The sequence below is a fragment of the Sulfurospirillum sp. E15m genome (assembly GCF_059415145.1).
In genome coordinates this window covers 62,805-84,779 of sequence record NZ_JCAHZS010000008.1, presented here as the reverse complement: position 1 = coordinate 84,779, position 21,975 = coordinate 62,805, and the positions used below count along the sequence as shown (strand labels likewise).

The 21,975-nt window shown below is 38.0% G+C and carries 24 protein-coding genes; 14 read left to right on the top strand and 10 right to left on the bottom strand.

The window, feature by feature from the left end:
* The first annotated feature begins 19 nt into the window (after positions 1-19).
* The 3 genes from dcd to AC5SLP_RS11190 are packed head-to-tail and all read left to right on the top strand — an operon-like array spanning position 20 to position 1,693.
* A complete protein-coding gene (gene dcd / locus AC5SLP_RS11200) occupies positions 20-580 on the top strand; it encodes a dCTP deaminase (RefSeq protein WP_333804795.1) in 561 nt (186 codons plus the stop codon).
* Positions 581-586: 6 nt separating this feature from the next.
* Positions 587-1,225, top strand: coding sequence for a GNAT family N-acetyltransferase (locus AC5SLP_RS11195; protein ID WP_495255238.1), 639 nt, complete (start codon positions 587-589; stop codon positions 1,223-1,225).
* A gap of 12 nt (positions 1,226-1,237) precedes the next feature.
* Positions 1,238-1,693 carry a hypothetical protein gene (locus tag AC5SLP_RS11190; protein WP_495255237.1) on the top strand — a complete coding sequence of 152 codons (456 nt, stop codon included), beginning with the start codon at positions 1,238-1,240 and terminating at the stop codon, positions 1,691-1,693.
* Positions 1,694-1,728: 35 nt separating this feature from the next.
* Here the strand turns inward: AC5SLP_RS11190 and AC5SLP_RS11185 are convergent, their stop codons facing one another.
* Genes AC5SLP_RS11185 through AC5SLP_RS11165 form a run of 5 tightly spaced genes read right to left on the bottom strand, consistent with a single transcriptional unit; the run spans position 1,729 to position 5,965 of the window.
* Entirely contained in the window at positions 1,729-2,682 is a 954-nt protein-coding gene (locus tag AC5SLP_RS11185) for a hypothetical protein (RefSeq protein ID WP_495255236.1), read from the bottom strand.
* Positions 2,683-2,687: 5 nt separating this feature from the next.
* Complete coding sequence (locus AC5SLP_RS11180; RefSeq protein WP_495255235.1) at positions 2,688-3,860, bottom strand: class I SAM-dependent rRNA methyltransferase; 1,173 nt, start codon at positions 3,858-3,860, stop codon at positions 2,688-2,690.
* The gene (locus tag AC5SLP_RS11175; RefSeq protein WP_495255234.1) at positions 3,853-4,635 is read right to left on the bottom strand and encodes an alpha/beta hydrolase; all 783 of its coding nucleotides are present in this window, start codon (positions 4,633-4,635) and stop codon (positions 3,853-3,855) included. Before AC5SLP_RS11175 ends, AC5SLP_RS11180 begins: the two co-directional genes overlap by 8 nt.
* Positions 4,632-5,219, bottom strand: coding sequence for a class I SAM-dependent methyltransferase (locus tag AC5SLP_RS11170; RefSeq protein WP_495255233.1), 588 nt, complete (start codon positions 5,217-5,219; stop codon positions 4,632-4,634). Before AC5SLP_RS11170 ends, AC5SLP_RS11175 begins: the two co-directional genes overlap by 4 nt.
* Positions 5,220-5,245: 26 nt before the next feature.
* Positions 5,246-5,965 (bottom strand): flagellin, encoded by a 720-nt coding sequence (locus tag AC5SLP_RS11165; RefSeq protein ID WP_495255232.1) that lies wholly within the window; start codon positions 5,963-5,965, stop codon positions 5,246-5,248.
* A gap of 144 nt (positions 5,966-6,109) precedes the next feature.
* Here AC5SLP_RS11165 and pseB point away from each other — a divergent pair, with 144 nt between their 5' ends.
* Genes pseB through AC5SLP_RS11110 form a run of 11 tightly spaced genes read left to right on the top strand, consistent with a single transcriptional unit; the run spans position 6,110 to position 16,443 of the window.
* A complete protein-coding gene (pseB, locus tag AC5SLP_RS11160) occupies positions 6,110-7,099 on the top strand; it encodes a UDP-N-acetylglucosamine 4,6-dehydratase (inverting) (protein ID WP_495255231.1) in 990 nt (329 codons plus the stop codon).
* A complete protein-coding gene (gene pseC, locus AC5SLP_RS11155; RefSeq protein ID WP_495255230.1) occupies positions 7,096-8,217 on the top strand; it encodes a UDP-4-amino-4,6-dideoxy-N-acetyl-beta-L-altrosamine transaminase in 1,122 nt (373 codons plus the stop codon). The genes pseB and pseC overlap by 4 nt, the downstream gene beginning before the upstream one ends.
* Entirely contained in the window at positions 8,214-8,906 is a 693-nt protein-coding gene (pseF, locus tag AC5SLP_RS11150; protein WP_495255229.1) for a pseudaminic acid cytidylyltransferase, read from the top strand. Before pseC ends, pseF begins: the two co-directional genes overlap by 4 nt.
* Positions 8,890-9,777, top strand: coding sequence for a UDP-2,4-diacetamido-2,4,6-trideoxy-beta-L-altropyranose hydrolase (gene pseG / locus AC5SLP_RS11145; protein ID WP_495255228.1), 888 nt, complete (start codon positions 8,890-8,892; stop codon positions 9,775-9,777). The genes pseF and pseG overlap by 17 nt, the downstream gene beginning before the upstream one ends.
* Positions 9,774-10,814 carry a pseudaminic acid synthase gene (pseI, locus tag AC5SLP_RS11140; RefSeq protein WP_495255227.1) on the top strand — a complete coding sequence of 347 codons (1,041 nt, stop codon included), beginning with the start codon at positions 9,774-9,776 and terminating at the stop codon, positions 10,812-10,814. Before pseG ends, pseI begins: the two co-directional genes overlap by 4 nt.
* A 19-nt stretch (positions 10,815-10,833) precedes the next feature.
* Entirely contained in the window at positions 10,834-11,370 is a 537-nt protein-coding gene (locus AC5SLP_RS11135; RefSeq protein ID WP_495255226.1) for a hypothetical protein, read from the top strand.
* A gap of 1 nt (position 11,371) precedes the next feature.
* Entirely contained in the window at positions 11,372-11,659 is a 288-nt protein-coding gene (locus tag AC5SLP_RS11130) for a hypothetical protein (RefSeq protein ID WP_495255225.1), read from the top strand.
* Positions 11,652-12,353: an SDR family NAD(P)-dependent oxidoreductase gene (locus tag AC5SLP_RS11125; RefSeq protein ID WP_495255224.1), complete on the top strand. Its 702-nt coding sequence runs from the start codon at positions 11,652-11,654 to the stop codon at positions 12,351-12,353. Before AC5SLP_RS11130 ends, AC5SLP_RS11125 begins: the two co-directional genes overlap by 8 nt.
* A complete protein-coding gene (locus AC5SLP_RS11120; RefSeq protein ID WP_495255223.1) occupies positions 12,346-13,674 on the top strand; it encodes an AMP-binding protein in 1,329 nt (442 codons plus the stop codon). The genes AC5SLP_RS11125 and AC5SLP_RS11120 overlap by 8 nt, the downstream gene beginning before the upstream one ends.
* A complete protein-coding gene (gene ispD / locus AC5SLP_RS11115; RefSeq protein ID WP_495255222.1) occupies positions 13,674-15,053 on the top strand; it encodes a 2-C-methyl-D-erythritol 4-phosphate cytidylyltransferase in 1,380 nt (459 codons plus the stop codon). The genes AC5SLP_RS11120 and ispD overlap by 1 nt, the downstream gene beginning before the upstream one ends.
* Positions 15,046-16,443 (top strand): CDP-glycerol glycerophosphotransferase family protein, encoded by a 1,398-nt coding sequence (locus tag AC5SLP_RS11110; protein WP_495255221.1) that lies wholly within the window; start codon positions 15,046-15,048, stop codon positions 16,441-16,443. Before ispD ends, AC5SLP_RS11110 begins: the two co-directional genes overlap by 8 nt.
* On the opposite strand, the gene AC5SLP_RS11105 is transcribed toward AC5SLP_RS11110, so the two are convergent.
* From AC5SLP_RS11105 to AC5SLP_RS11085, 5 genes are all read right to left on the bottom strand, one after another.
* Positions 16,432-17,739, bottom strand: coding sequence for a glycosyltransferase (locus AC5SLP_RS11105; RefSeq protein ID WP_495255220.1), 1,308 nt, complete (start codon positions 17,737-17,739; stop codon positions 16,432-16,434). The two genes, AC5SLP_RS11110 and AC5SLP_RS11105, sit on opposite strands and share 12 nt — an antisense overlap.
* A gap of 13 nt (positions 17,740-17,752) precedes the next feature.
* Positions 17,753-19,648: a glycosyltransferase gene (locus AC5SLP_RS11100; RefSeq protein ID WP_495255219.1), complete on the bottom strand. Its 1,896-nt coding sequence runs from the start codon at positions 19,646-19,648 to the stop codon at positions 17,753-17,755.
* Positions 19,649-19,671: 23 nt separating this feature from the next.
* Complete coding sequence (locus tag AC5SLP_RS11095) at positions 19,672-20,604, bottom strand: glycosyltransferase (protein ID WP_495255218.1); 933 nt, start codon at positions 20,602-20,604, stop codon at positions 19,672-19,674.
* 140 nt (positions 20,605-20,744) lie between these two features.
* Positions 20,745-20,978 (bottom strand): hypothetical protein, encoded by a 234-nt coding sequence (locus AC5SLP_RS11090; RefSeq protein WP_495255217.1) that lies wholly within the window; start codon positions 20,976-20,978, stop codon positions 20,745-20,747.
* The gene (locus AC5SLP_RS11085; RefSeq protein WP_495255216.1) at positions 20,975-21,961 is read right to left on the bottom strand and encodes a GDP-mannose 4,6-dehydratase; all 987 of its coding nucleotides are present in this window, start codon (positions 21,959-21,961) and stop codon (positions 20,975-20,977) included. The genes AC5SLP_RS11090 and AC5SLP_RS11085 overlap by 4 nt, the downstream gene beginning before the upstream one ends.
* Positions 21,962-21,975 lie beyond the last annotated feature (14 nt).

Sequence of the window (21,975 nt, the reverse complement as noted above, 5' to 3'; positions counted from 1 at the left end):
CGATCACTTAAGGGAAATTATGGGTTTAAAAGCAGACAGTTGGATACGAGAAAAATCGCTCAAAGAGCGTATGATAGAGCCTTTTTGCGACGGTCAAGTCGGTAAAGATGTCGTCAGTTATGGTGTAAGCAGTTATGGGTATGACATCCGCGTAGGACGTGAATTTAAGATTTTTACCAATGTCAATTCTACCGTCGTGGATCCTAAGGAATTTGACGATAAAAATGTCATAGATTTTGAAGGCGACATCTGTATCGTTCCTCCAAATTCGTTTGCGTTAGCGCGCACGGTTGAATACTTTCGCATCCCCAAAAACGTATTGGCGATTTGTTTAGGCAAAAGTACCTATGCTCGTTGCGGCATCATCGTGAACGTCACCCCATTTGAGCCAGAATTTGAAGGTCACATCACGATTGAAATATCGAACACCACACCGCTTCCAGCAAAAATTTATGCCAACGAAGGCATTGCACAAGTGCTCTTTTTAGAGGGTGACACACCGTGTGAGACGACTTACAAAGACAAACACGGTAAGTACCAAGGACAAACAGGTATTACCTTACCACGCATTTTAAAATAACGTACAATGTCTTTACATGTAAAACCTTTAGCACCTAAGGATACACAGAGTTTTGATGGCTTTTATGCCATCTACTCTACCGCATTTCCTGCCAGCGAACAAAAGAGCATCGAAGCCCTTTTAGCCATGCTGAGCAATCCTTCCTATACGATATTTTTAGTATTAAATGACGAAAAAATTGTTGGTTTTACCATTATGTATCATCCGCTAGCTGAAGATTTTTTTCTCCTTGAATACATGGCAGTTAGTACGGTGCAAAGAGGCATGGGACTTGGTTCTTTTGTCTTGAAAGAGAGTCTAAAAATACTGTACCACCAGTATGGTGAAAAAGCACTTCTGATTGAAATCGACTCACCGGAGAAGACTTCTAATGAGCAAGAAATACGCGAAAAAAGAGAGCTATTTTACCGCCGTTTAGGAGCCCGTAAAATTGACCCGTTTGATTATATTTTGCCTTCACTAAGCAGTGAAGAAACACCGCCTATGGAACTGCTTGTTATACATCCTAGCATGCAAGAAGTTTCCAAAAAAACTCTCCAAATATGGCTTGAAAAACTTTATACGAATGTCTATGGATGTTCACGTGATGACGCCAGAATTACTCAAATGCTTCAGTCAGTACCACCAATTTTAAACCTTATCTAAAAAGGAATAGAGATGGAATTTTTTTTAAGTGACGAATACCAAACGCTTTGGACAGCGATTAGCTCCATTATGGGTGTTATCGCGACAACCTTGGCTATTTTCGCCCTGCTCTACTCAATGCGAACGTATCGCAAAACGATGCAAGTGATGCATTATGGAGAGCTAGATAAAATGTACTTTGAAATTCTCAAAGAAGCTTTAGCCAAACCACATTTGGTACAACAAAGTATTGAAAGAAGCACTGAACAAGAGGTCGAATATGGCATCTACGCGTTTATCGTTTGGAACTTTTTAGAGTCCATTTATGACCGTTGCATGTTAGACGCCGCACTCCAAAATACATGGTTTCCTATCATTGAAGCGGAACGTAAAATTCATCTAACATGGATACAGCAAGCCGACAATCGCACAAAATTTAAAGCGGAATTTTTACGTTTTATTGATGAAGGCAAGTTTGAAGTAGCATAAATACTTTAAGAAATTTACATGTCTTACTTAACATTCTAATTTGTTCTATTGTATTCTTCATCAATTTCTTTTGCAATTTGAATGAAATATTTGTGTTGTTCTTGAATGTAAAAAAGATAAATTCTCGCATCTACCTCTTTAATTTCTGCATCATTATTCGATAGATAAGCCTCTATTTTTGAAATAGCGTGTTTATATTCATTGATGTCATATAAAATAGAATCATTTAATTCTTTTCTCTCACGAAGAGCTTCTTCAAATTTTTGATAAGTCTTTTGTATGGATTGAAGCATACTAATAAAAAATGAATTTTGTGTTGAATTATGAGTATAAATTCCTTCTGATACCTTTTCAAACGAATAGTTCATTCCTGAATGAAAAATATCAACCAATAAATTATTCATAAAATTTCCTCGATGTTCTTTATCTTCTTTTATTAATTTTTGTACTAATAAATCATAGCTCTTGTGTATATCAGAAAGTTGTTCCTTCAAAATAGATATTAAATCAACATCTTTAAATTCTGTTTTTCCTTGTTGATAACTTCGCATCAACGTAAAACCTTCTTTCGACATGGTCATCCGAGAAATATAATTAAAATATACCGAACCTTTAACACTATTTTTTGTGGGATGTCCAATCGAGGCATTTCTTATATTTCGGATTGATGATAGTTGTTCTGATAAATCAAATTTGATATCAAAAGATTCTGATAAATTTTTCATAGCATCTTGTTGAATAAAAAGTGCTTGTAAGATGCCATAAGTATAGATGTATCTTAGCCCATCACTTTTAGGATATTCTCCGCTAAGATAATCTTCAAATGAGCATAACGTATCGCCTATCGTGTCCAAAGAACTACAAATTTGATTCCAAGTATCAAGGTTTTTTAGCAAGTCATCTTGGTATCTTGTTGTATTAATAAAATCTCGAACAGATGTTTCAGAAGCTTTGATTTGTTCAATTCTTTTTAGAATTTCATTTTTCAATTATCTTACTTCTCCACCCTCAACAACAACCCATTCAAATAAAACGATGCACTTGCGTTAATCAAGCACGGATGGTCAGAGTCTTGTTGCATTTGCTCCAACAACACAAACTGCACTTTGAGGTCATGGGAAACATCCATAGCGATGTCTAAAAGTTCACGTCTTCCGACATGATGCGAGCAGGAAAAAAAGCCGATGAGTCCACCGTCTTTGACGGCTTTTGCGCTTTCCATTAAGAGGTGTTTGAAGCCTCGTTTTGCGCCTACGGCTTGCTCTTTAGTTTTGGCGAAGGATGGCGGGTCGATGATGACCATATCGAAGCTATTTTTATATTTTTGCTCTTTCATAAACGTAAAAACATCTTTTACATGTAAGGTTGCGCCACTTAATGCGTTATGCTCAATATTGGCAGTGGTTTGCGCTATGGCAGATTCTGAAATATCGACAAAGGTACACGCTTTTGCGCCCGCTTTGAGTGCGTAAATACCAAAACCGCCCGCGTTACAGCACAAATCGAGCACGCTATCATTTTCATGGATATAACTGGCGCAAATGGCTCTATTTTTGCGCTGGTCAAGGTAAAAACCTGTCTTTTGGGCATCTTCAATGTCCACTAAAAAATTGAGCCCGTTTTCGTGAAGTTCAAAGTTCATGTGCGGTTCGCCAAACAGCGTGCCATTATGCGTTTCAAGCCCTTCAACTTCACGGGAATATTCGTCTGATTTTTCGACAATCCATGAAGGGTTTAAAAGGTGTTTGAGCGTGCTTAAGATAAGCTCTCGAAACGCTTCCATACCTGCGGTGTTGATTTGAATGGAAAGTGCGTCGCCGTATTGATCGACAATAAGACCGGGCAAGAAGTCCGCTTCGGAGTGAATCAGTCGAACAGCGTTGGTTTGCGTAAGCAGTTTTTTTCGTTTCGCAATAGCATTTTTAATACGATTATGAAAAAACTTTTTGCCAATTTCTTCTTTGCCAAAACTCAAAATTCGAGCAAAAATAGCACAGCGTGGATTGACATACGCGGTTCCTAAAAAGCCGTCTTTTTTGGAAAAAAGGGCGACGATTTCACCACTTTGGTACTCCTCAAAACTGGAGTCGATTTCATTGGCATAAACCCATGGGGTAAAGCGCCTTATTTTTGCGACGATGGAGTGTTTGACATAAACTTTATTCACTCATTTTTCCTAATAGTGTTTGTAATTCTTGGGTAAAATTCGGATGCTCTAGCACCGTGCCGTGTGTGGTGTTGGAGAGTTTTACATGTAAAAACTCTTTGGGTATCGCTGCCATCAGCTTTTCGAGATGGTACTGCGGAATGGTTTGGTCATTTTCCACTTCAATAATCGCAATAGGCGCTGTCACAAAGGGAATATATTGGGCACTTTCAAACGGATGGTTGATGAGAAGTGCTATCGGGAAGAAAGGGTATTTGCGCTGTCCTAACGAAATAATAGAATCATACGGCGTAATGAGCACCAATCCATCCACAACGCGCTTTGTCGCAAGGTACGTTGCCACACCCGTTCCAAGGCTTCTTCCTACCACAAAGACTTTACGCCCTTTGGCATACGTGTCATAGATTTTTAAGGCATCATGAAACAATGCTTCTTCCGAAGGTTTTCCCGTGCTATTCACATACCCACGGTAGTTAAAAGTCACAATGTCATAGCCTTGAAGCGCTTTTACATGTAAAACAAAACGGGTTGCATCATCGGCATTGCCGCCAAAATAAAGAATGAGCCCTGCATTGTTTTCTTCATCTTTGCGCAACACGCCATCTAAAACCGCATTATCGCCTACGTTTAATGTCAAAGGCGTAATATTTTCACCCCGCACAGGCTCTTCTTTTTCGATTAAGCGCGCAGGAAAAATCTGCTCATCTTGCGTAAAATACAGATACCCCATGGCTAAAAAATAAAGCCCGACAACTCCCCATATCAACCTTTTCACGCACTCTCCTTTAGTAGTAGCACCGTAAAATCACCTTCCATATACCCTTCTTCGATAATCACATCGTACGCAAATTCATTGACATACGCTTCAATCTCTTCGGGTAAAAAATAGTTAAAATGCCCCTCTTGTTCTTCTCCTTTAAGAAGGTTGAAGATAAAACCTTTCGTACATGCGTCAAAACAGCGGCGAATAAACAAAAATGTCTCAAAACGGTTTAAAATATTCATCGACCCGCTGGCGATGTAAAAATCTGCCATTTCCAGTTCATCGTTTAAAATATCGCATTTCATAATAGGCTGTTTCGTTCGTTTGTGCGCCACAAAAATAGCTTCATCGAGCATGTCGTACCCGATATATTTACGAGGTAATGAGCCTTTTTGTTGAAAAAAAAGATACAAATCGCCAAAACCACATCCCGCATCAATGATTTTAGAAGAGGGCAGATGATGGGCTAAAAGCTCATGGATAATTTCAAAGCGAAGGTGTTGGGATTGTTTGGAGTTCCAATTCAGCCCACGAGCCGTACAACCAAAGCGTTTGATGGCATTTTCATAAAACGTTTGGTTGTTGATTCGTGGCATGAAGACTTAAAAACGCATTGGCACGTTTAGTTTAAAAGTGCCGAAATATTTTGTTGCATGACACTGTTTTGATGAATTTGTGCCAAAACAGAGCTGGTAAGTTTAATCTGGTCGCTATTGAGCGATGCTATTTTTTGATCCATCGGCGTTTCGGAAATTTGAGAATTTGCACTGCTAAGATTGGTCACCGCCGTTAATGAGTTGGTGATATCGCTGCTTGCACTGTTAATACGTCCTCCAACGACAGAAGAGAGTGAACTAATCGTATCGCTAAAGTTCGAAATACCTTGTTGGTCACTGATAGAAAGACTTCCCAAACCTGAGACATCCAGACCATAATTGCTTGAAAGCAAGTTTTGACCGTTATAGGTTGTCTGGTCGGTAATATCTTGCATGGATTTGCTCACAGCTGTGAACTCTTGTTGCAACATCGCTTTTTGGTCACTGTTCATTGAAGCACTGTTATAACGTACGGAGAGTTGGTTGAGTTTATCGGTTCCGGCTTGAAGTGCTTGCAAGGATGAATCGGCAATTTGGTTCATGCTAATGGTTTCATTGGCATTTTGAACGCTTTGTGAGAGTGTTGAAATCTGCGAAGCCAACGCATCGGAGATAATAAGGCTTGCACTGTCTTTACCACTTAATTCTTTCGTTGCGCCAATTTTTTCTAAAACAGAATCAGTATTGGACTTATTTTGTGTAATAGAATTGAGCACTTGTGTGTTTGAACTACTGGAAATTTTCATCACATGCCCCCTAATTTAAGATACTTTTATTATACTATTCATAAGACCTTGATGTCAAATAGCAAAGGGAATTAAAATTGCTTTTTACATCATAACGTTTATTGAGAAAGCTATTGATTCTAAACTCGATACAAAGGGTAGTACGTGTTTAACGGTAAAAACATTTTGATTACGGGCGGAACGGGCAGTTTTGGGAAAAAATATACTGAAATTCTTTTAAAAAATTACAAACCCAACAAAATCATTATTTTCTCGCGCGATGAGCTGAAGCAATACGAAATGGCACAGCAATTTCGACACCCTTGCATGCGCTTTTTTATTGGCGATGTCAGAGACGCTGAACGTTTAAAACGGGCAATGGACGGTGTTGATTTTGTGATTCATGCCGCGGCACTTAAGCATGTTCCCATCGCAGAATACAACCCGATGGAGTGCATCAAAACCAATATCAACGGCGCTCAAAATGTTATTGACGCGGCGTTGGAATGTAAGGTCACCAAAGTTATCGCCCTCTCCACCGATAAAGCGGCCAATCCTATCAACCTTTATGGGGCAACCAAACTCGCAAGCGATAAACTTTTCATTGCCGCTAACAATATCCGAGGCTCTCAAAAAACTTCTTTTTCTGTCGTTCGCTATGGCAATGTTTTAGGCTCACGCGGCTCTGTCGTTCCACTGTTTAAAAAACTCATCAGTGAAGGTGCCAAAGAGTTACCTATCACGGAGCTTGAGATGACGCGCTTTTGGATTACCTTAGAGCAAGGCGTCAATTTCGTGTTGAAAAACTTTGAGCGCATGCAAGGCGGTGAAATTTTCATTCCTAAAATCCCTTCCATGAAAATGGTCGATCTCGCGCATGGTTTGGCGCCGCATTTAGGCATTAAAGTCATCGGTATCAGACCGGGAGAAAAAATGCATGAAGTCATGGTTCCTAAAGACGACAGCCACTTAACGCTCGAATTTCATGACCATTTTGTGATTCAGCCAACCATCCAATTTGCGCAAAAAGTTGATTTTACATGTAATGCTTTAAAAGAGAGAGGAAAGCCTGTCGCTATCGGCTTTGAGTACAGTTCGGAAACCAATACCGATTGGCTTGACGCACACGGGTTAAAGGAGCTTTTAGAGGCATGATTCCTTACAGCAGACAAAGCATCGATCAAAGCGACATAGACGCTGTGACTCAAGCCCTTCAAGGTGATTTTTTAACGGGGGGCAAAACGGTAAATGCGTTTGAAGAAGCGCTTGCTGCTTATCTTGGTGTGAAACATGTGTGTGTAATGAACTCAGCAACATCTGCTTTACATGTAGCGTATCAAATCATTGGACTTGAAAAAGACGATGAAATCATCACAACCCCTCTTAGCTTTGCCGCAACCTCCAATACGGCGATTCAATGTGGTGCAACCCCTGTATTTTGCGATATTAAGTACGATGGAAATATCGACGAGCGCAAACTAGAGGCGTTAATCACTCCTCGAACCAAAGCAATAGTGCCTGTGGATTTTGGCGGAAATCCACTGCCTATTGAAACGATTAAAACACTATGCAATCAACACAAACTTTTTTTAATCGAAGATGCGAGCCATGCATTAGGCAGTCACATCCATGGCCAAAACGTAGGGCAAAATGCCAATATGACCATCTTTAGTTTTCACGCCATCAAGCCCATTACCACCTTTGAAGGCGGTGCAATAGCCACCAATGAAACCGCTTTTTATGAAAAAGCCAAACTGCTTCGAAGCCACGGCATCGTCAAAAAGCACCTCTGGAATTCCGACATGATTATGCTGGGTGAAAACTATCGTCTTAGCGATGTTGCTTGTGCGTTAGGGCTTTCACAACTAAAACGGTTGGATGATTTTATTGCTAAGCGTACCCAGATTGCGCACTACTACGATAAAACGTTTAAAAACAATCCTTTTTTCACGACCATTACCATTGATGCGACAAAAAAAACCAGTTACCATCTCTACCCTATTTTACTCGACCGCTCTTTATGGTGTTCCAAAGAAGAGATTTTTGAAGCCTTGCACTCAAAAGGGATTTGGGTGCAAGTTCACTACAAACCTATTTATCAATTTAGCTATTATAAAGAGCGTTTTGGCGAACAGCATCTAGACACTACCGAAGATTTTTACAAAGCCGAACTCTCAATTCCGTGCCATCAAGAGATGCAAATGGAAGATGCGAAGTATGTGGCTGAAACGCTTTTAGAAATCTGCGCTTCTATCAAAGGCTGTAGAGCATGAACGTTGCCATTATTCCAGCACGAGGTGGGAGCAAACGCATTCCTCATAAAAATATCAAAGCGTTTTGCGGTAAGCCGCTTATCGCATACAGCATCGAAGTGGCAAAAAAAAGCGAGCTTTTTGAAAAAATTGTCGTCAGTACCGATGATGAAGCCATTGCAACCGTTGCAAGGACCTATGGTGCAGATATTCCCTTTATGCGACCTCCTGAACTTAGCGATGATTTCACAGGAACAGGGGCGGTGGTCGAACACACGCTTAAGACCTTGTCTGCACACGGTGAATCATTCGATTTTGCATGCACGATTTATGCTACGGCGCCTCTTTTACAGGCTCAGTACCTCATCCAAGGATTTGAGGCTTTACGCACAAGCGACGCGGTCAATGCTTTTTCGGCCACGTCCATGCCCTATCCTATCTGGCGCAGTTTTAAAATCACCGATACAAAACGTTGTGAGATGTTCTGGAAAGAAAACTTTGCCAAACGAAGCCAAGATTTAGAAGAAGCGTATCACGATGCCGGGCAATTTTACTGGCACAACCTTCATAAAACGGCCCACGATGTAATGTTCGGTAGTGAGAGCATTCCCATTCTTTTACCGCGCCATCTCGTCCAAGATATTGATACGCAAGAAGATTGGATGAGAGCTGAATTGATGTATAAAGTCCTTCATGAAACTACTCTTTAGAAGTGATAGTTCTTCTGCCATAGGGCATGGGCATATTATGCGAGACCTTGTTCTTGCCAAACAAATGGAGATAGAAGGCGAAATTATTTTCGCATGCCAAGACTTAGAAGGCAATGCTATTAAACGAATTCCCTACGAAGTAAAAATCCTTCAGAGTAACGACGCAAACGAACTTATAGCGCTTATCAAAGATTTACATGTAAATCTTTTGGTTATTGACCACTACGGTATTGACGTCACATTTGAAAAAGCTGTTAAAGAAGCAACCGGCGTGACGATTCTCGCTTTTGACGACACCTATCAACCGCATTATTGCGATATTTTACTCAACCATAACATCTGTGCCGATGCCTCGCGTTACGCTTCGTTAGTCCCTAAAGGTTGCGAGCTTCGTTGCGGCAGTGCGTACACTCTCATACGCGATGAATTTAAAGAGGAAAAGGGGCACAAACGCGCAAAAATCTACGATGTTTTCGTTGCCATGGGCGGGACGGATGCAAGTAATATAACACTCCATATTTTAAACGCCATCCCTCAATACCTTCGTGTCGCTGTTTTAACAACCACAGCCAATACGCATCTTGAAACACTCAAAAATTACATCATAGATAAACCTACTATCGCTTTACATGTCAATTCCAATGAGGTGGCAAAAATCATGCATCAAAGTCGTTTGGCGATTATCACACCCAGTGTCATTGCCCACGAAGTTTTATTTATGAATATTCCGCTTCTGGCCATTAAAGTTGCGCAAAATCAAGACGATATGCTTCATTACTTAGAGATGCATAAGCATCCCGTGATGAAATCTTTTGAGTCTCACATACTCAAAGCAATGGTTCAGGCACAGATAAAGAAAGGTTCACTATGAAAATTGGTCATTTTGATTTTGAAAAAAATCGTACATTCATTATCGCTGAACTCTCCGCCAACCATAATGGCTCTTTACAAACCGCCATTGAAACAATCAAAGCTGCTCACAAAGCGGGTGCAGATGCCATCAAACTTCAAACCTACACTGCAGATACTATCACACTTGATTGTGACCGAGAAGAGTTTATCATCCAAGGTGGAACACTGTGGGACAATACAACTTTATATAAGCTCTACCAACAAGCGTACACTCCTTGGGAATGGCATGAAACACTTTTTAAAACTGCTTCAGAACTTGGACTTATCTGTTTTTCAAGCCCTTTTGATGAGAGCGCTGTTACTTTCCTTAAACAATTCAATCCACCTGCATATAAAATTGCTTCTTTTGAAATTACTGATCATGCATTAATTCGCCGCTGTGCAAAAGAGCATAAACCGATGATCATTTCTATAGGAACAGCAACATTAGAAGAGATCCATGATGCTGTCACTCTTTGCCAAAAAGAAGGAAACAATGAAATCATTTTATTACAATGTACAAGTTCCTATCCTGCGCCTCTGAATCAGGCCCATCTTAAGACCATACCTAATCTTGCCTCTCGATTTAATGTACTTTCAGGACTTTCAGACCATACACTAGGTGTCAATGCACCTGTTGTTGCTGTCAGTCTTGGTGCGCGAGTCATTGAAAAACATTTTATCTTGGATCGCTCTATCGGCGGTGCAGACTCTGCCTTTTCACTTGATATGGAAGCTTTTTCTACTATGGTCAAAGCCGTAAGAGAAGCAGAACAACTCTTGGGTGATATTCATTATGAATTGGATGATTTCAAAGCTAAAAATCGTCGTTTTTGTCGTAGTTTGTATGTGAGTAAGCCTATCCAAAAAGGAGAGCTTTTAACGCAACAAAATATCAAGAGCATTAGACCATTCAATGGTTTACATCCACGTTATCTAGAAGAGATTTTAGGAAAGCCTGCATTGCGCGACCTCGCTTTTGGAACACCCTTGCGTTTAGAAGATGTAGATTTATAATCATGGATAAAGCACTCATATGCTCTTTTTAACTCCTTATTTCACACTCACACTAGAAGAACACCATTCACTTCTGATGTTACGTAACCACGAAGCAATCCTTCGTTATACGCCAACCCAACAGCCAATTTGTTTGACAGAGCATCTCGCATGGGTTGAAACACTTAAAACCAATAAGAATTCTCTTTATCTAGCTGTAAAAGAAGATCAGGCTCTTAAAGGAGCGGTCCATGCCAATGCTCTTTTGAGTCAGCACCCAACATGGGGGCTCTTTTTTTCACCAACAACGTTACCCAGTGTCACATCAGCGGTTGCACTCTTTTTTTTGGATACACTTTTTAATCATTATCATGCAAACTATATTGAATCACTTGTACATCACGAAAATAGTGTGGCAAAAAAATTCAATGAACGCTTAGGATTTAGTATTACCGATGTACAAAGGTCTAATTTTTGCTTGATGTCATTAAGCCAAGAACAATGGCAGATAAAAAAACACTCTAAGCTATTTCAACCTATTCTGAAAATAGCTTCTCAAATTGCCAGAGAGGAATAATATGAGTACTGTTACAGACATTATTATCACGTCACTTCAAGAGTTTAACGAAGAGTTACAAGAGCCAACGTTAGCACAGCCTACCTTAACAACCAAACTCTTTGGAGGAGATGGTGCACTTGATAGTCTTGCGCTTGTTTCTTTAATCGCAGATGTAGAAGAAAAAATTTCAATAAATTATGGAAGAGATATTGTCTTAGCAGATGAAAAAGCGATGAGCCAAAAAGTTTCTCCTTTTAGAACAGTGGAGTCACTTGCAAATTATATCCAAAAGCTCCTCGATGCCTAAAGTTTTCATCATCACAGGCACAAGCAAAGGCATAGGTGCTGCTTTAAGCCAAGCATACCTTGAAGAGGGTCACATTGTTGTAGGATGCAGTCGCAAGGAAACAACACTATCGCACCCAAACTACCGACATTTTATCCTTGATGTCTCGGATGAAATGGCAGTTATCGCCATGGTGCGTAGTGTTAAAAAAGAGTTTGGACGTATCGATGTACTTTTAAATAACGCAGGCATAGCTAGCATGAACCATTTTTTGACAACCTCACTCAGCACCGTACAACAGATGTTACAAACCAACTTTATCGGTACCTTTTTATTTTCGCGCGAAGTTGCCAAAGCCATGCTCAAACAAAAGCAGGGGCGCATTGTAAATTATTCGACCGTTGCCGTTGCGCTTCGGCTGGAGGGTGAAGCTATCTATGCCGCCACCAAAGCAGCCATTGAAAATTTCACACAAACCACCGCCAAAGAGCTCTCAGCCTTTGGCATTACAGTCAATGCCATCGCACCAACGCCTATCGAAACAGACCTTATCAAAGCTGTTCCTAAAGAGAAAATGGCGGCACTCATTGAGAAACAAACCATTAAACGGTTGGGTCATTTTGACGATATTAAACACGTAATTGACTTTTTTACCGACCCAAAAAGTGATTTTATTACCGGTCAAATTATCTATCTAGGAGGAGTCAGTGCTTGATCAATTGATGCGCTTTGACCAACAAATCGCTATCATACATCATGACATCTCTTATACATATGCTGACCTTATCGCTCGTGCCCATGAGTATCAAAAAACGATCTTAGCACCTCTAAAAGAAGGCGATTGTATCGCTATTATTTCTGATTATAGTCTAAACTCAATCGCGCTTTTTATAGCTCTTGCTGAAAAGCAAACTATCATTGTTCCTATAACCAGTCAAGCACCTAGTGAAATTGAAGAAAAAATCATAACTGCTTGCTGCACGCATTGCATTACATTGACACATGATACACCTGAGTTAGCTGCGCTTACACGTACTGTGTCACATCCTATGCTAGAACAATTAAAAACCATTCATCACGCAGGATTAATTCTCTTTAGTAGTGGAAGTACTGGAAAACCCAAAGCTATGGTGCATGATCTTACACATCTTATGGCACACTATAACACAAAAAAACCTAAAAACTTAATCATGTTACTCTTTTTGATGTTTGACCACATTGGCGGACTTAACACTATGCTCAACATCCTTTCCATGGGAACAACAATGGTAGTTCCAAATCAAAGGACACCACAGCATGTTTGCCAACTTATAGAAAAGTATCGTGTAGCCATTATGCCATCATCTCCAACATTTTTAAACCTTATCGTAATAAGTGGAGAATGGGAGAATTTCGATTTATCTTCCTTGCGTATGGTGACCTATGGAACAGAACCTATGCCAGAATCACTCCTTGCCAAACTCAAATCATTTTTCCCAAAAGTTAAATTTCTTCAAACCTTTGGCACGAGTGAAACAGGAATTGCCACGACTTCATCCAAATCATCAGATTCAACCCTGATGCGTATTGATGATCCAAGTGTACAGTATAAAATCGTTGATAACGTCTTATGGCTTAAAAGTGATACTCAAATTCTAGGCTATCTGAATGCCCCAATGGAAAGTTTTGAAAATGGCTGGTTTAACACTGGAGACCTTGTAGAAAGCTTGGAAGATGGATATATGCGCATTATTGGGCGTTGTAAAGAAGTGATCAATGTCGGTGGTCAAAAAGTCTTACCGATGGAAGTAGAATCGATTATCTTGTCCATGCCAGAAATTGCAGACTGTCTCGTCAGAGGTGAAACCAATAGCATCACAGGGCAAAGTGTTGTCGTTGATGTTGTTTTAAACGATAGTGCTGATTCAAAAGAGATTAAAAAAAGTATTCGTCTTTTTTGCAAAGCTCGTCTTGATCCATATAAAATACCTACAAAAGTCACCGTGTGCGATCATACAAATTTCAGTGGCCGATTTAAAAAAATGAGGCTCAAATAGTGAAAAAAAACGTTGCTATTATTCTTTCAGCAGGAAATGGCTCTCGCTTTGGTTCAGAAATTCCGAAACAGTTCATTAATCTTGCAGGAAAAAACATCATTGAATACACACTTGAGCAATTTCAAACACACCAGAATATTCATGAAATCTGTATCGTTGCCAACCAAGAATATCATCAAAAACTTTTTGATCTTTGTAAACAACTCAAATTTACAAAAGTCAAAAAAATTATTAGTGGTGGAAAAGAAAGGCGGGATTCAAGTTTTGAAGCTATTAAAGCTTACGACAATGACAAAGAACCCATTAACCTTATCTTTCATGATGCAGTGCGTCCATTTGTATCACATCTCATTATTTCCCGTACCATTGAAGCTTTGAAAACGTATGATGCTGTTGATGTTGCTATTGTTTCGGCGGATACCATCATCCAAGTCGATCCTACACAACATATTATTCAAAATATACCGCAAAGAAATTTATTACAAAGAGGTCAAACACCACAAGCTTTTGCACTGAAAACGATTAAAGAAGCTCATATTTTGGCACAAAATGATGCTCAAACACTTGTCGTAACTGACGATTGTGGTCTTATCAAACATTATCTTCCTACTACACCTATTATTGTCGTAGAAGGAGAAGAGAAAAATATCAAAATCACGTATCCAGAAGATCTTTTATTTGCTGAAAAGCTTATTCAACTAAATAGCCATTCCCTTAGTTCAGACAAGAGCCTAGAGCTCTTAAAAGGGCAAGTCATTGTTGTATATGGAGGAAACAGTGGTATTGGTTTAGAAATTGCTAAACAATGTCACCAACATGAAGTGCAATGTATTACATTGAGCAGGCATAATGGTGTTGATATCCAAAATGCAAACGATATCAAAAAAAGTTTAGAAGAAGTCTATAACACTTATGGGAAAATCAATCACATCATCAATTGCGCTGCTGTATTGAGCAAAAAAATGCTATGTGAACAACACGATGATGAGATAGTAGAGTCCATCCAGACAAATTTAACAGGCTCAATTATACTTGCAAAATATGCTTTTTCTTATCTTAAAGCATCAAAAGGTTCTTTAACACTTTTTACATCAAGTTCTTATACAAGAGGACGTTCCACGTATAGTCTATACAGTGCAACAAAAGCCGCTATCGTTAATTTAACACAAGCCCTTTCAGAAGAGTGGCAAACAGACGAAGTCCGCATTAATGTTATCAATCCTGCACGTACAAAAACGCCATTACGCCTTGCCAATTTTGGAAAAGAACAAGAGGAAACACTTCTTCCAGCAGAAATCGTTGCCCAAAAAACGCTACAAACAATTCTTTCTCCATATTCTGGCCTTGTGATCGATATTAAAAAGGGAATTGATGCATAATTTTGAAACAAAACGAATAAGGATTGCCCCAAAAACAGCTATGAGTATAGCATTTCGAGATTACCTCTTAAAGCAGATTACATGTAACTTTCTTGGCTTTATAGACAAGTCCAAAAATGATTCTGATGTGATTCATCTTGAATCTCTTAATCCCAATGAAGTAGATGCTATTATTATCGTGAGCCCTAATCATTTCCATGCCATCTATCAAGACTGCTTGAATTTCATTGATATGTCAAAATTGTATCTAGTGCACATACAAAATCAAAGCTATCATCTCACACAACACATCGAAAAAAAAGCAACTAGCTTAATTGAATATTATTCTAAAGAACGGGATAATGCTAAAGATGAACGTCAAGGTATAGCATTTATCAGCAAAGGATTTATTGGTAGCAATAACAAATTTTTTTATCTATATTGTATTCACCACAACCTATCATGTATCATGATAACAGATAATCAAGAGCAACTTCAAGCATTAAATCAGTACGATTTACCCTGTGTAAAGCTTGATACTAATGAGGGAGACAAAGCAATTGCGAAAGCTAAATACCTTATATTTGATCAAGGTAATTACACCTATTTTTATATTAGTCCACATCAAATAACGATTCAATTGTGGCATGGAGTTGGTCTTAAAAAAATGTCACCCCATACTCATATTACTTATGATTATTTTGTTTCAACTTCAAAATGGACCAATGATACCAATTTTAAACATATTTTCAAAGCAAAGCACTTTGTAGATTATGGTTATCCAAGGAATGAATTTTTAGTCAAAGAAGATGAAGACCCTTATGACCTTTTATTCTGTGATAAAACTCTTTTGGAAACTGTTAAAAGTAAACAATATGATAAAATTGTACTCTATATGCCAACAACGCGTGAATACCTTTTTGGTACGGAAGCGACGCTTGAAAACCTCTTACCGCTTCGCTTAGATGAACTCAACATGCAACTTGCTATCATCAATACGTTGCTGATCATCAAACTTCATCCGTTCATTATTGAATTTTTTCAAAAGAACCGTGCTTCCAACAATTTGAGCCATATCGCTTTTCACTCTCCAGATGGCGATGTTTATCCAATCTTAAAATATACGGATATATTGGTAAGCGATTACTCATCCATCGTCTACGACTTTCTATTATTGGATCGTCCAATCATTTTTTTTGATTATGATCGAAAACGTTATGAAGAAAATATGGGTGGATTTTTGTTTGATTATGATACATATTCTCCTGGGAAAAAAGTATCTACAGAAGAAGAACTGATTCACGCTATTTCACTCACAGAAGATTCTTTTGTGCAAGAGCGTAAACGCATCGCTGCACTTTTCTTGAAATCTTCACCTACAAATGACTTACTACGCAAATTAATTGAATAAATCGAGAATGATAATACGTTTTGAAGGGATACAAAGCACTTTACATAAATAATCGAAAATCTTCTCTTCACGCCCAAAGACAGTAATAATAATTGTCGTTTCATCATGTAAAAGCTTGTGCGGAGAATGGATTAAATACCCATTTAAGTCATGCCCCTCTTTCAATGGATCAATATCAACGATATAAGCAATTTTATCTTTTAAAATAGAAACAAGTAATTCGGCACCCGTACCTGCCCCATAAAGAACAATGGAAGCTTTTGGAAATGCTTTTGCATGCAAATACGCATGGATAAAATTGAGATTACGTGAAAACACCATATTGGCATTATGTGCATGCAAAACCTTATTCTGTGCGACTTTTTCGCAAGATTTATGGAAAAACTCAATCATTTTCTTTTCATTCAATTGCCAACGGTTATACCCTGCTTTGATTGTCTTCAATGCATTTTCTCCTTGTGTAAAGCATTGAGAGATATCTAGTTCAGAAGGATTTTGAGGATCAAACAATAAACCGTTTTCACCATTTATAATATATTCATTCATTGTCGGTAAATTAGGAGCAATAACACATTTTCCCATAGCCATGGCCTCTAAAAACGCCATACCTATACCTTCGTACATACGAGGCGCGATATAAATATCACAAGCATCAAGCGCTTGCATCATCTCTTCTTTCGTATCAAACCATGATGAGAATGTCATATGGTACGCCTCAATATCTTCTTTACTAGGAGTCTTAAACCATACATCCTGAGCTGAATCACTGCGCGTACGATGAAATTGAAATTGTTCAACTTTGCTAGAAGGAATCAATTGTTTTATGAGTGAAAAATTAAGCTCTGCACTACGTTGCCAAAAAAAGAACCTCAATCCACCCTTTTGTCGTGGAGATTTTTGAAGAGGGGAAGGGAAAAACTGTACGTACAGTGACTCAGCCCCTAAACCTATAAGCTTTACATGTAACGTTTTTGAAAACGATAAAATTTTATACGATAAGTAAGGGTGCCATTGCTCTGAAGTATAGGCCTGAATATGTTCATACATCGGAATTAAGATAATATTCTGGCACAAGCTTTCACGCAATTTTTTAGGATTAGGCATTACTTGAAAATACAATACAGCATAATACTCATCTCTAAAAGCATTTTTATTTGTTTCATCTTCGGGAGTATCACCAAAATCCCAGAACAGATCAACTTCAAAATACTGTTTTAAAATATCAATAAAAAATTGTGTTGATTTTGTTTTTCGATGAACCCCAAGTCCAACATAAGCAACTTTTTGTTTTAACACCTTTTCTCCTAAACTATTGACTCTTTTTTTGAATCACCAAGCCTATAGAGGTGATAACAAACTCATCCATAACTAGTTTTAAATGTTTGTTATTAAGATTATACGGCGGTATATCAATATATTGATCACCTTCTAAGATACCGCCCGAAAAATTAATTTCAGAGACGATATGGCCATCTAAACGGAGGTTGGCTACAATTTTTTCTATATCTTGTCGTCTGTATAAAACAGTCGACCCAAATTCAATCGTTCTATCATTGGATGAGAAGTTATACTCGGTAGTATGCACAGCAATGCCACCCGGTTTTAGGCACTTAAGAGAATTATAAATAAACTCTTCTCCATGCTTGAGTGATCCTAAATGCTCCAATGCACACGCCGACCATATAAAATCAAACTCTTTTAAATCTTCAGGAATATTGTTCATATTGACATTTTGAAAACGGCATAATTTTAAAAATTTATCTTGCGGACAAATCATCTGCTGATTGAGATTTTCAAGATTCTTCGCATGTTGGTTTGTATCTACCCATCCTTTTTTATTGGCTTCTTCAAAATTTAAATCGGTTGCAGTAATGCTAGTGCCAAAAGAGCAAAAGGCAGCGGGCAAAGGTTCTGTACCGACGGCAAATCCTAAACCGTGCGCACCCTCTCGAAGAAGATCGTATTTTTTTAAAATCTCCGCAATAAAGCAATATTCCCATATTTTTCGATGGAGTTGATTTGGCACTAATTTAAAGTATTTCACCCATTTTTGATACTCTTTGGATTCAAGTTGCTCCTGCGTACATATTCGAGATTCGAGAACCACTTCTCTCTTGATATCTTGAAAAAGATCTTCAGTGCGAGGTATATCACCGGTTAGCGTACATATTTTATGATATGGCACATTGAAATTATGCATTAAATCGCACGCTACCGCATATTCTCTACCTATCAATGAGATCAGGATACAATCAAAGTCATGCTGATGCAGCGCTTCTAAGGTACAAAGTGTTTTACCCGTTGTAATATTTTCTATCTTTTTATCCACAATAAGGGTAAGATTATCACCCAAATAGGGGGCTATTAACTGTCCTGTATTCCCAAACCCATACAGTGCAATTTTTTGATATTTTGCTTTTAAAGTAGCCAATTTTTGCGTTATATGACCCATTTTTTTTGAAAGAGCTGTACCCTGAAGGAAATCTTCATTATAGATATTGAGCATATCCCTAAAGAAGAAATTCTCGCGTATATTTTCAAGATGAGGTATATATGTCGATAAACTTATAGTACATTCGAGCCTATTTAAAAAAATTCTCCCGGTGCTGAGTCCACCTCTGAGAAAATAAGAAAAAGGATGGGCAAGATATTTAAATTTCGCGTTGTTTACAAAGCTTTTTAACATAAAATCATAATCTGCGCCTAATGTGTATCGCAAATTATACAGATGTTGTTTTTGCCATGTAGCCTTAATCAACATCGCTTGATGCCAACAAGGAGGGGTTCTCCAAATATTGGGTAAGCCACCCGCACTAGCATACTCTTTATTGGATAAATCTTCATCGACGATTACAATGTCGCCATACAAAATATCTGTATCTTCATCCAGGGCCTCTGTCAATAGCGCTAACGTATGGGCATCAAAGAAAATATCACCGGCATTGAGAAAAAAGAGCCATTCTCCAGAGGAGCGATGAATACCTTTATTCATCGCATCATAAATACCGCTGTCTTCTTCACTCACCACGATATCAATAGAGTCTTTGTAGCGATTAATTATATTGATTGTTCGATCAACACTTTTTCCGTCAATAATAATATATTCAATATTGGAATAAGTTTGATTGCATACACTTTGAATTGTTCTTTCGATTAATGCTTCACTGTTGAAGACAACCGTGATTACACTTATTTTAGGCGTCATATTTCTATATTCCTTTTGCATTACTATAGTGTGCAGACATTTTTCAAATAATTGTAAAATTTCCCTTTGAGCCTATCATACTCAAACTCTTTTAAATGGTTTTTTTGATTATTCAAGACTTCTTCTCTATACTCTAGGTTATCTTTTATCTTTAAAATCTTTTCAACCACATAATCAACCGATTTATAATGTAACAATCCATAATTGCCTATCGTTGTTGAAATTGCACTCGTATCATAGGCTAAGACAGGGACGTCATTTAAAATAGCCTCTAGCAAAGGCATACCAAAGCCTTCATGCTCACTAAGAGACACATAGATATTTGCCACCTTATAATACGCCGATAAATCATCTTCCGACACTTTATCGGTGATGATAATATCGTCATCCAACCCCAATGCTTTTTTGTATTTAAATAAAAATTGAAAATATTCTGTATAGTGGTTGCCACCTACGATAAACAATTTTATGTTTTTGATCTGGCGGATTTTCAACTCATACATAACATTAATCAACTCATGCTGGCATTTATTTTGAATGACCCGGCCTACAAAAAGAATATTAAAAGAGTCGCGATAGGTTTTTAAAATACTCTTCGAATGCGTATTATTTATGGTAGGCTTTAAATCGACCAAAAGAGGTAAAACTTCTACAGATTGATAGCCAAAGCTTTTTAGCTCACGCGCATTATAGGCAGAATCGGCATAAGATCCCAAAAAACAATCTTTATGTTTTTCAAACTGTAGACGCCCTAAAGCACACCTCTTTTGATAAGCTTCCCCATCAAAAAAATGCGACGGCGTGATGTTGTGATAGACTAAGATTTTTCTATCTAAAAAATGAAATATTTTTTCTTGCTCATCATCCCCAATAGAAGCATGAAATAAGAGGACATTATCTGAATTTTCGATATATTCATCGATGTGGTAAATATCTGTTTTTAATTTTATATCCACATAATTTACAAGAGTGTATATCTTTGATTCAAACCCCAATTCAGATAATATTTTTTGCGTTAATAAAACGCCTTTTGTAATTCCATCACCATATACACATGTTCTGATGTATTGATGTACTGCAAAATGGTGTTTCATGCTTACTGTAAATCTAGCCCGAAATTTTTTAAAGTAATCTTTGCATCAAAAAGGAATTGGTCGATTCTATGTTGCAAAGCTTTCACTTGATGGAAAGTTGCAGAAGCCACCTCTTTTTGAATCAATGCTTCATTTTGACTACAATGCTCTTCTATTACTTTTTCTAAAGCTTCAATTTTTTCACCTTGTTTTAGCACAAGCTCTCGTAATGCTTTAATTTCATCTTCATACATCATGGCAACAGTCCTTTTTGCAATAATTTCAACTCACTCTCGATCATCTCTTCAATAATCTCTTGCAAGTTCTTTGTCGATTCCCATGCCAATTTGAGTTTGGCTTTGGATGGATCTCCCACTAAATGTACTTCTTCAAGTGGTCTAAAATATTCTGGATTAATTTTTAAATATTGACGATAATCTAAATTAAAATATCCAAAAGCAATCTCTAAAAACTCTTTAACGCTATGCAACGTTCCTGTTGCCAACACAAAATCATCGGCTTCTTCATAATTCAAGATTTTCCACATACCGTTCACATAATCAGGTGCGTAACCCCAGTCACGTTTAGCTTCTATATTCCCAAGCTCAATGCAATCTTGCAATCCTAAATGAATCCTGACAACCATAGAAATAATTTTTCTTGTCACAAACTCATACCCTCTTCGTGAGGATTCATGGTTATATAAGATTCCTGATGCCGCAAAAATACCATGCTGCTTGCGATAATTTTTCACCAAATGATAACTTGCAAGTTTTGCGATACCATAAATTGATCGTGGATTAAAAAGTGTTGTTTCACTTTGAGGCGAGACACTTACATCGCCAAACATCTCACTCGACCCCGCAAAATAAAATTTACACATAGGACAAAGTTCTTTAATACTAGACAACAAATAATGCGTCGAATTAAAATTGCTGGTTAATACAGAGGATTCATCATCAAAAGAGTAACTCACAAAGCTTGCCGCCGCTAAATGATAACACTCATCAGGCATAATTTTAGAAATGATTTTATAAACGGATAAATGATTATCAATCGTTCCTGTATGAAGGTTGATTTGATTTAAAATATGTGAAATATTGACTAGCTTATGTGCTTTATCTTCAAGCGTTTTTTGCCTCACAAATCCATGAACTTCATATCCCTTTTTCAACAGTAATTCAGCCAAATAAGAGCCATCTTGGCCTGTTATTCCTGTGATTAGTGCTACTCTTTTCATGTTGTACCTTTAGC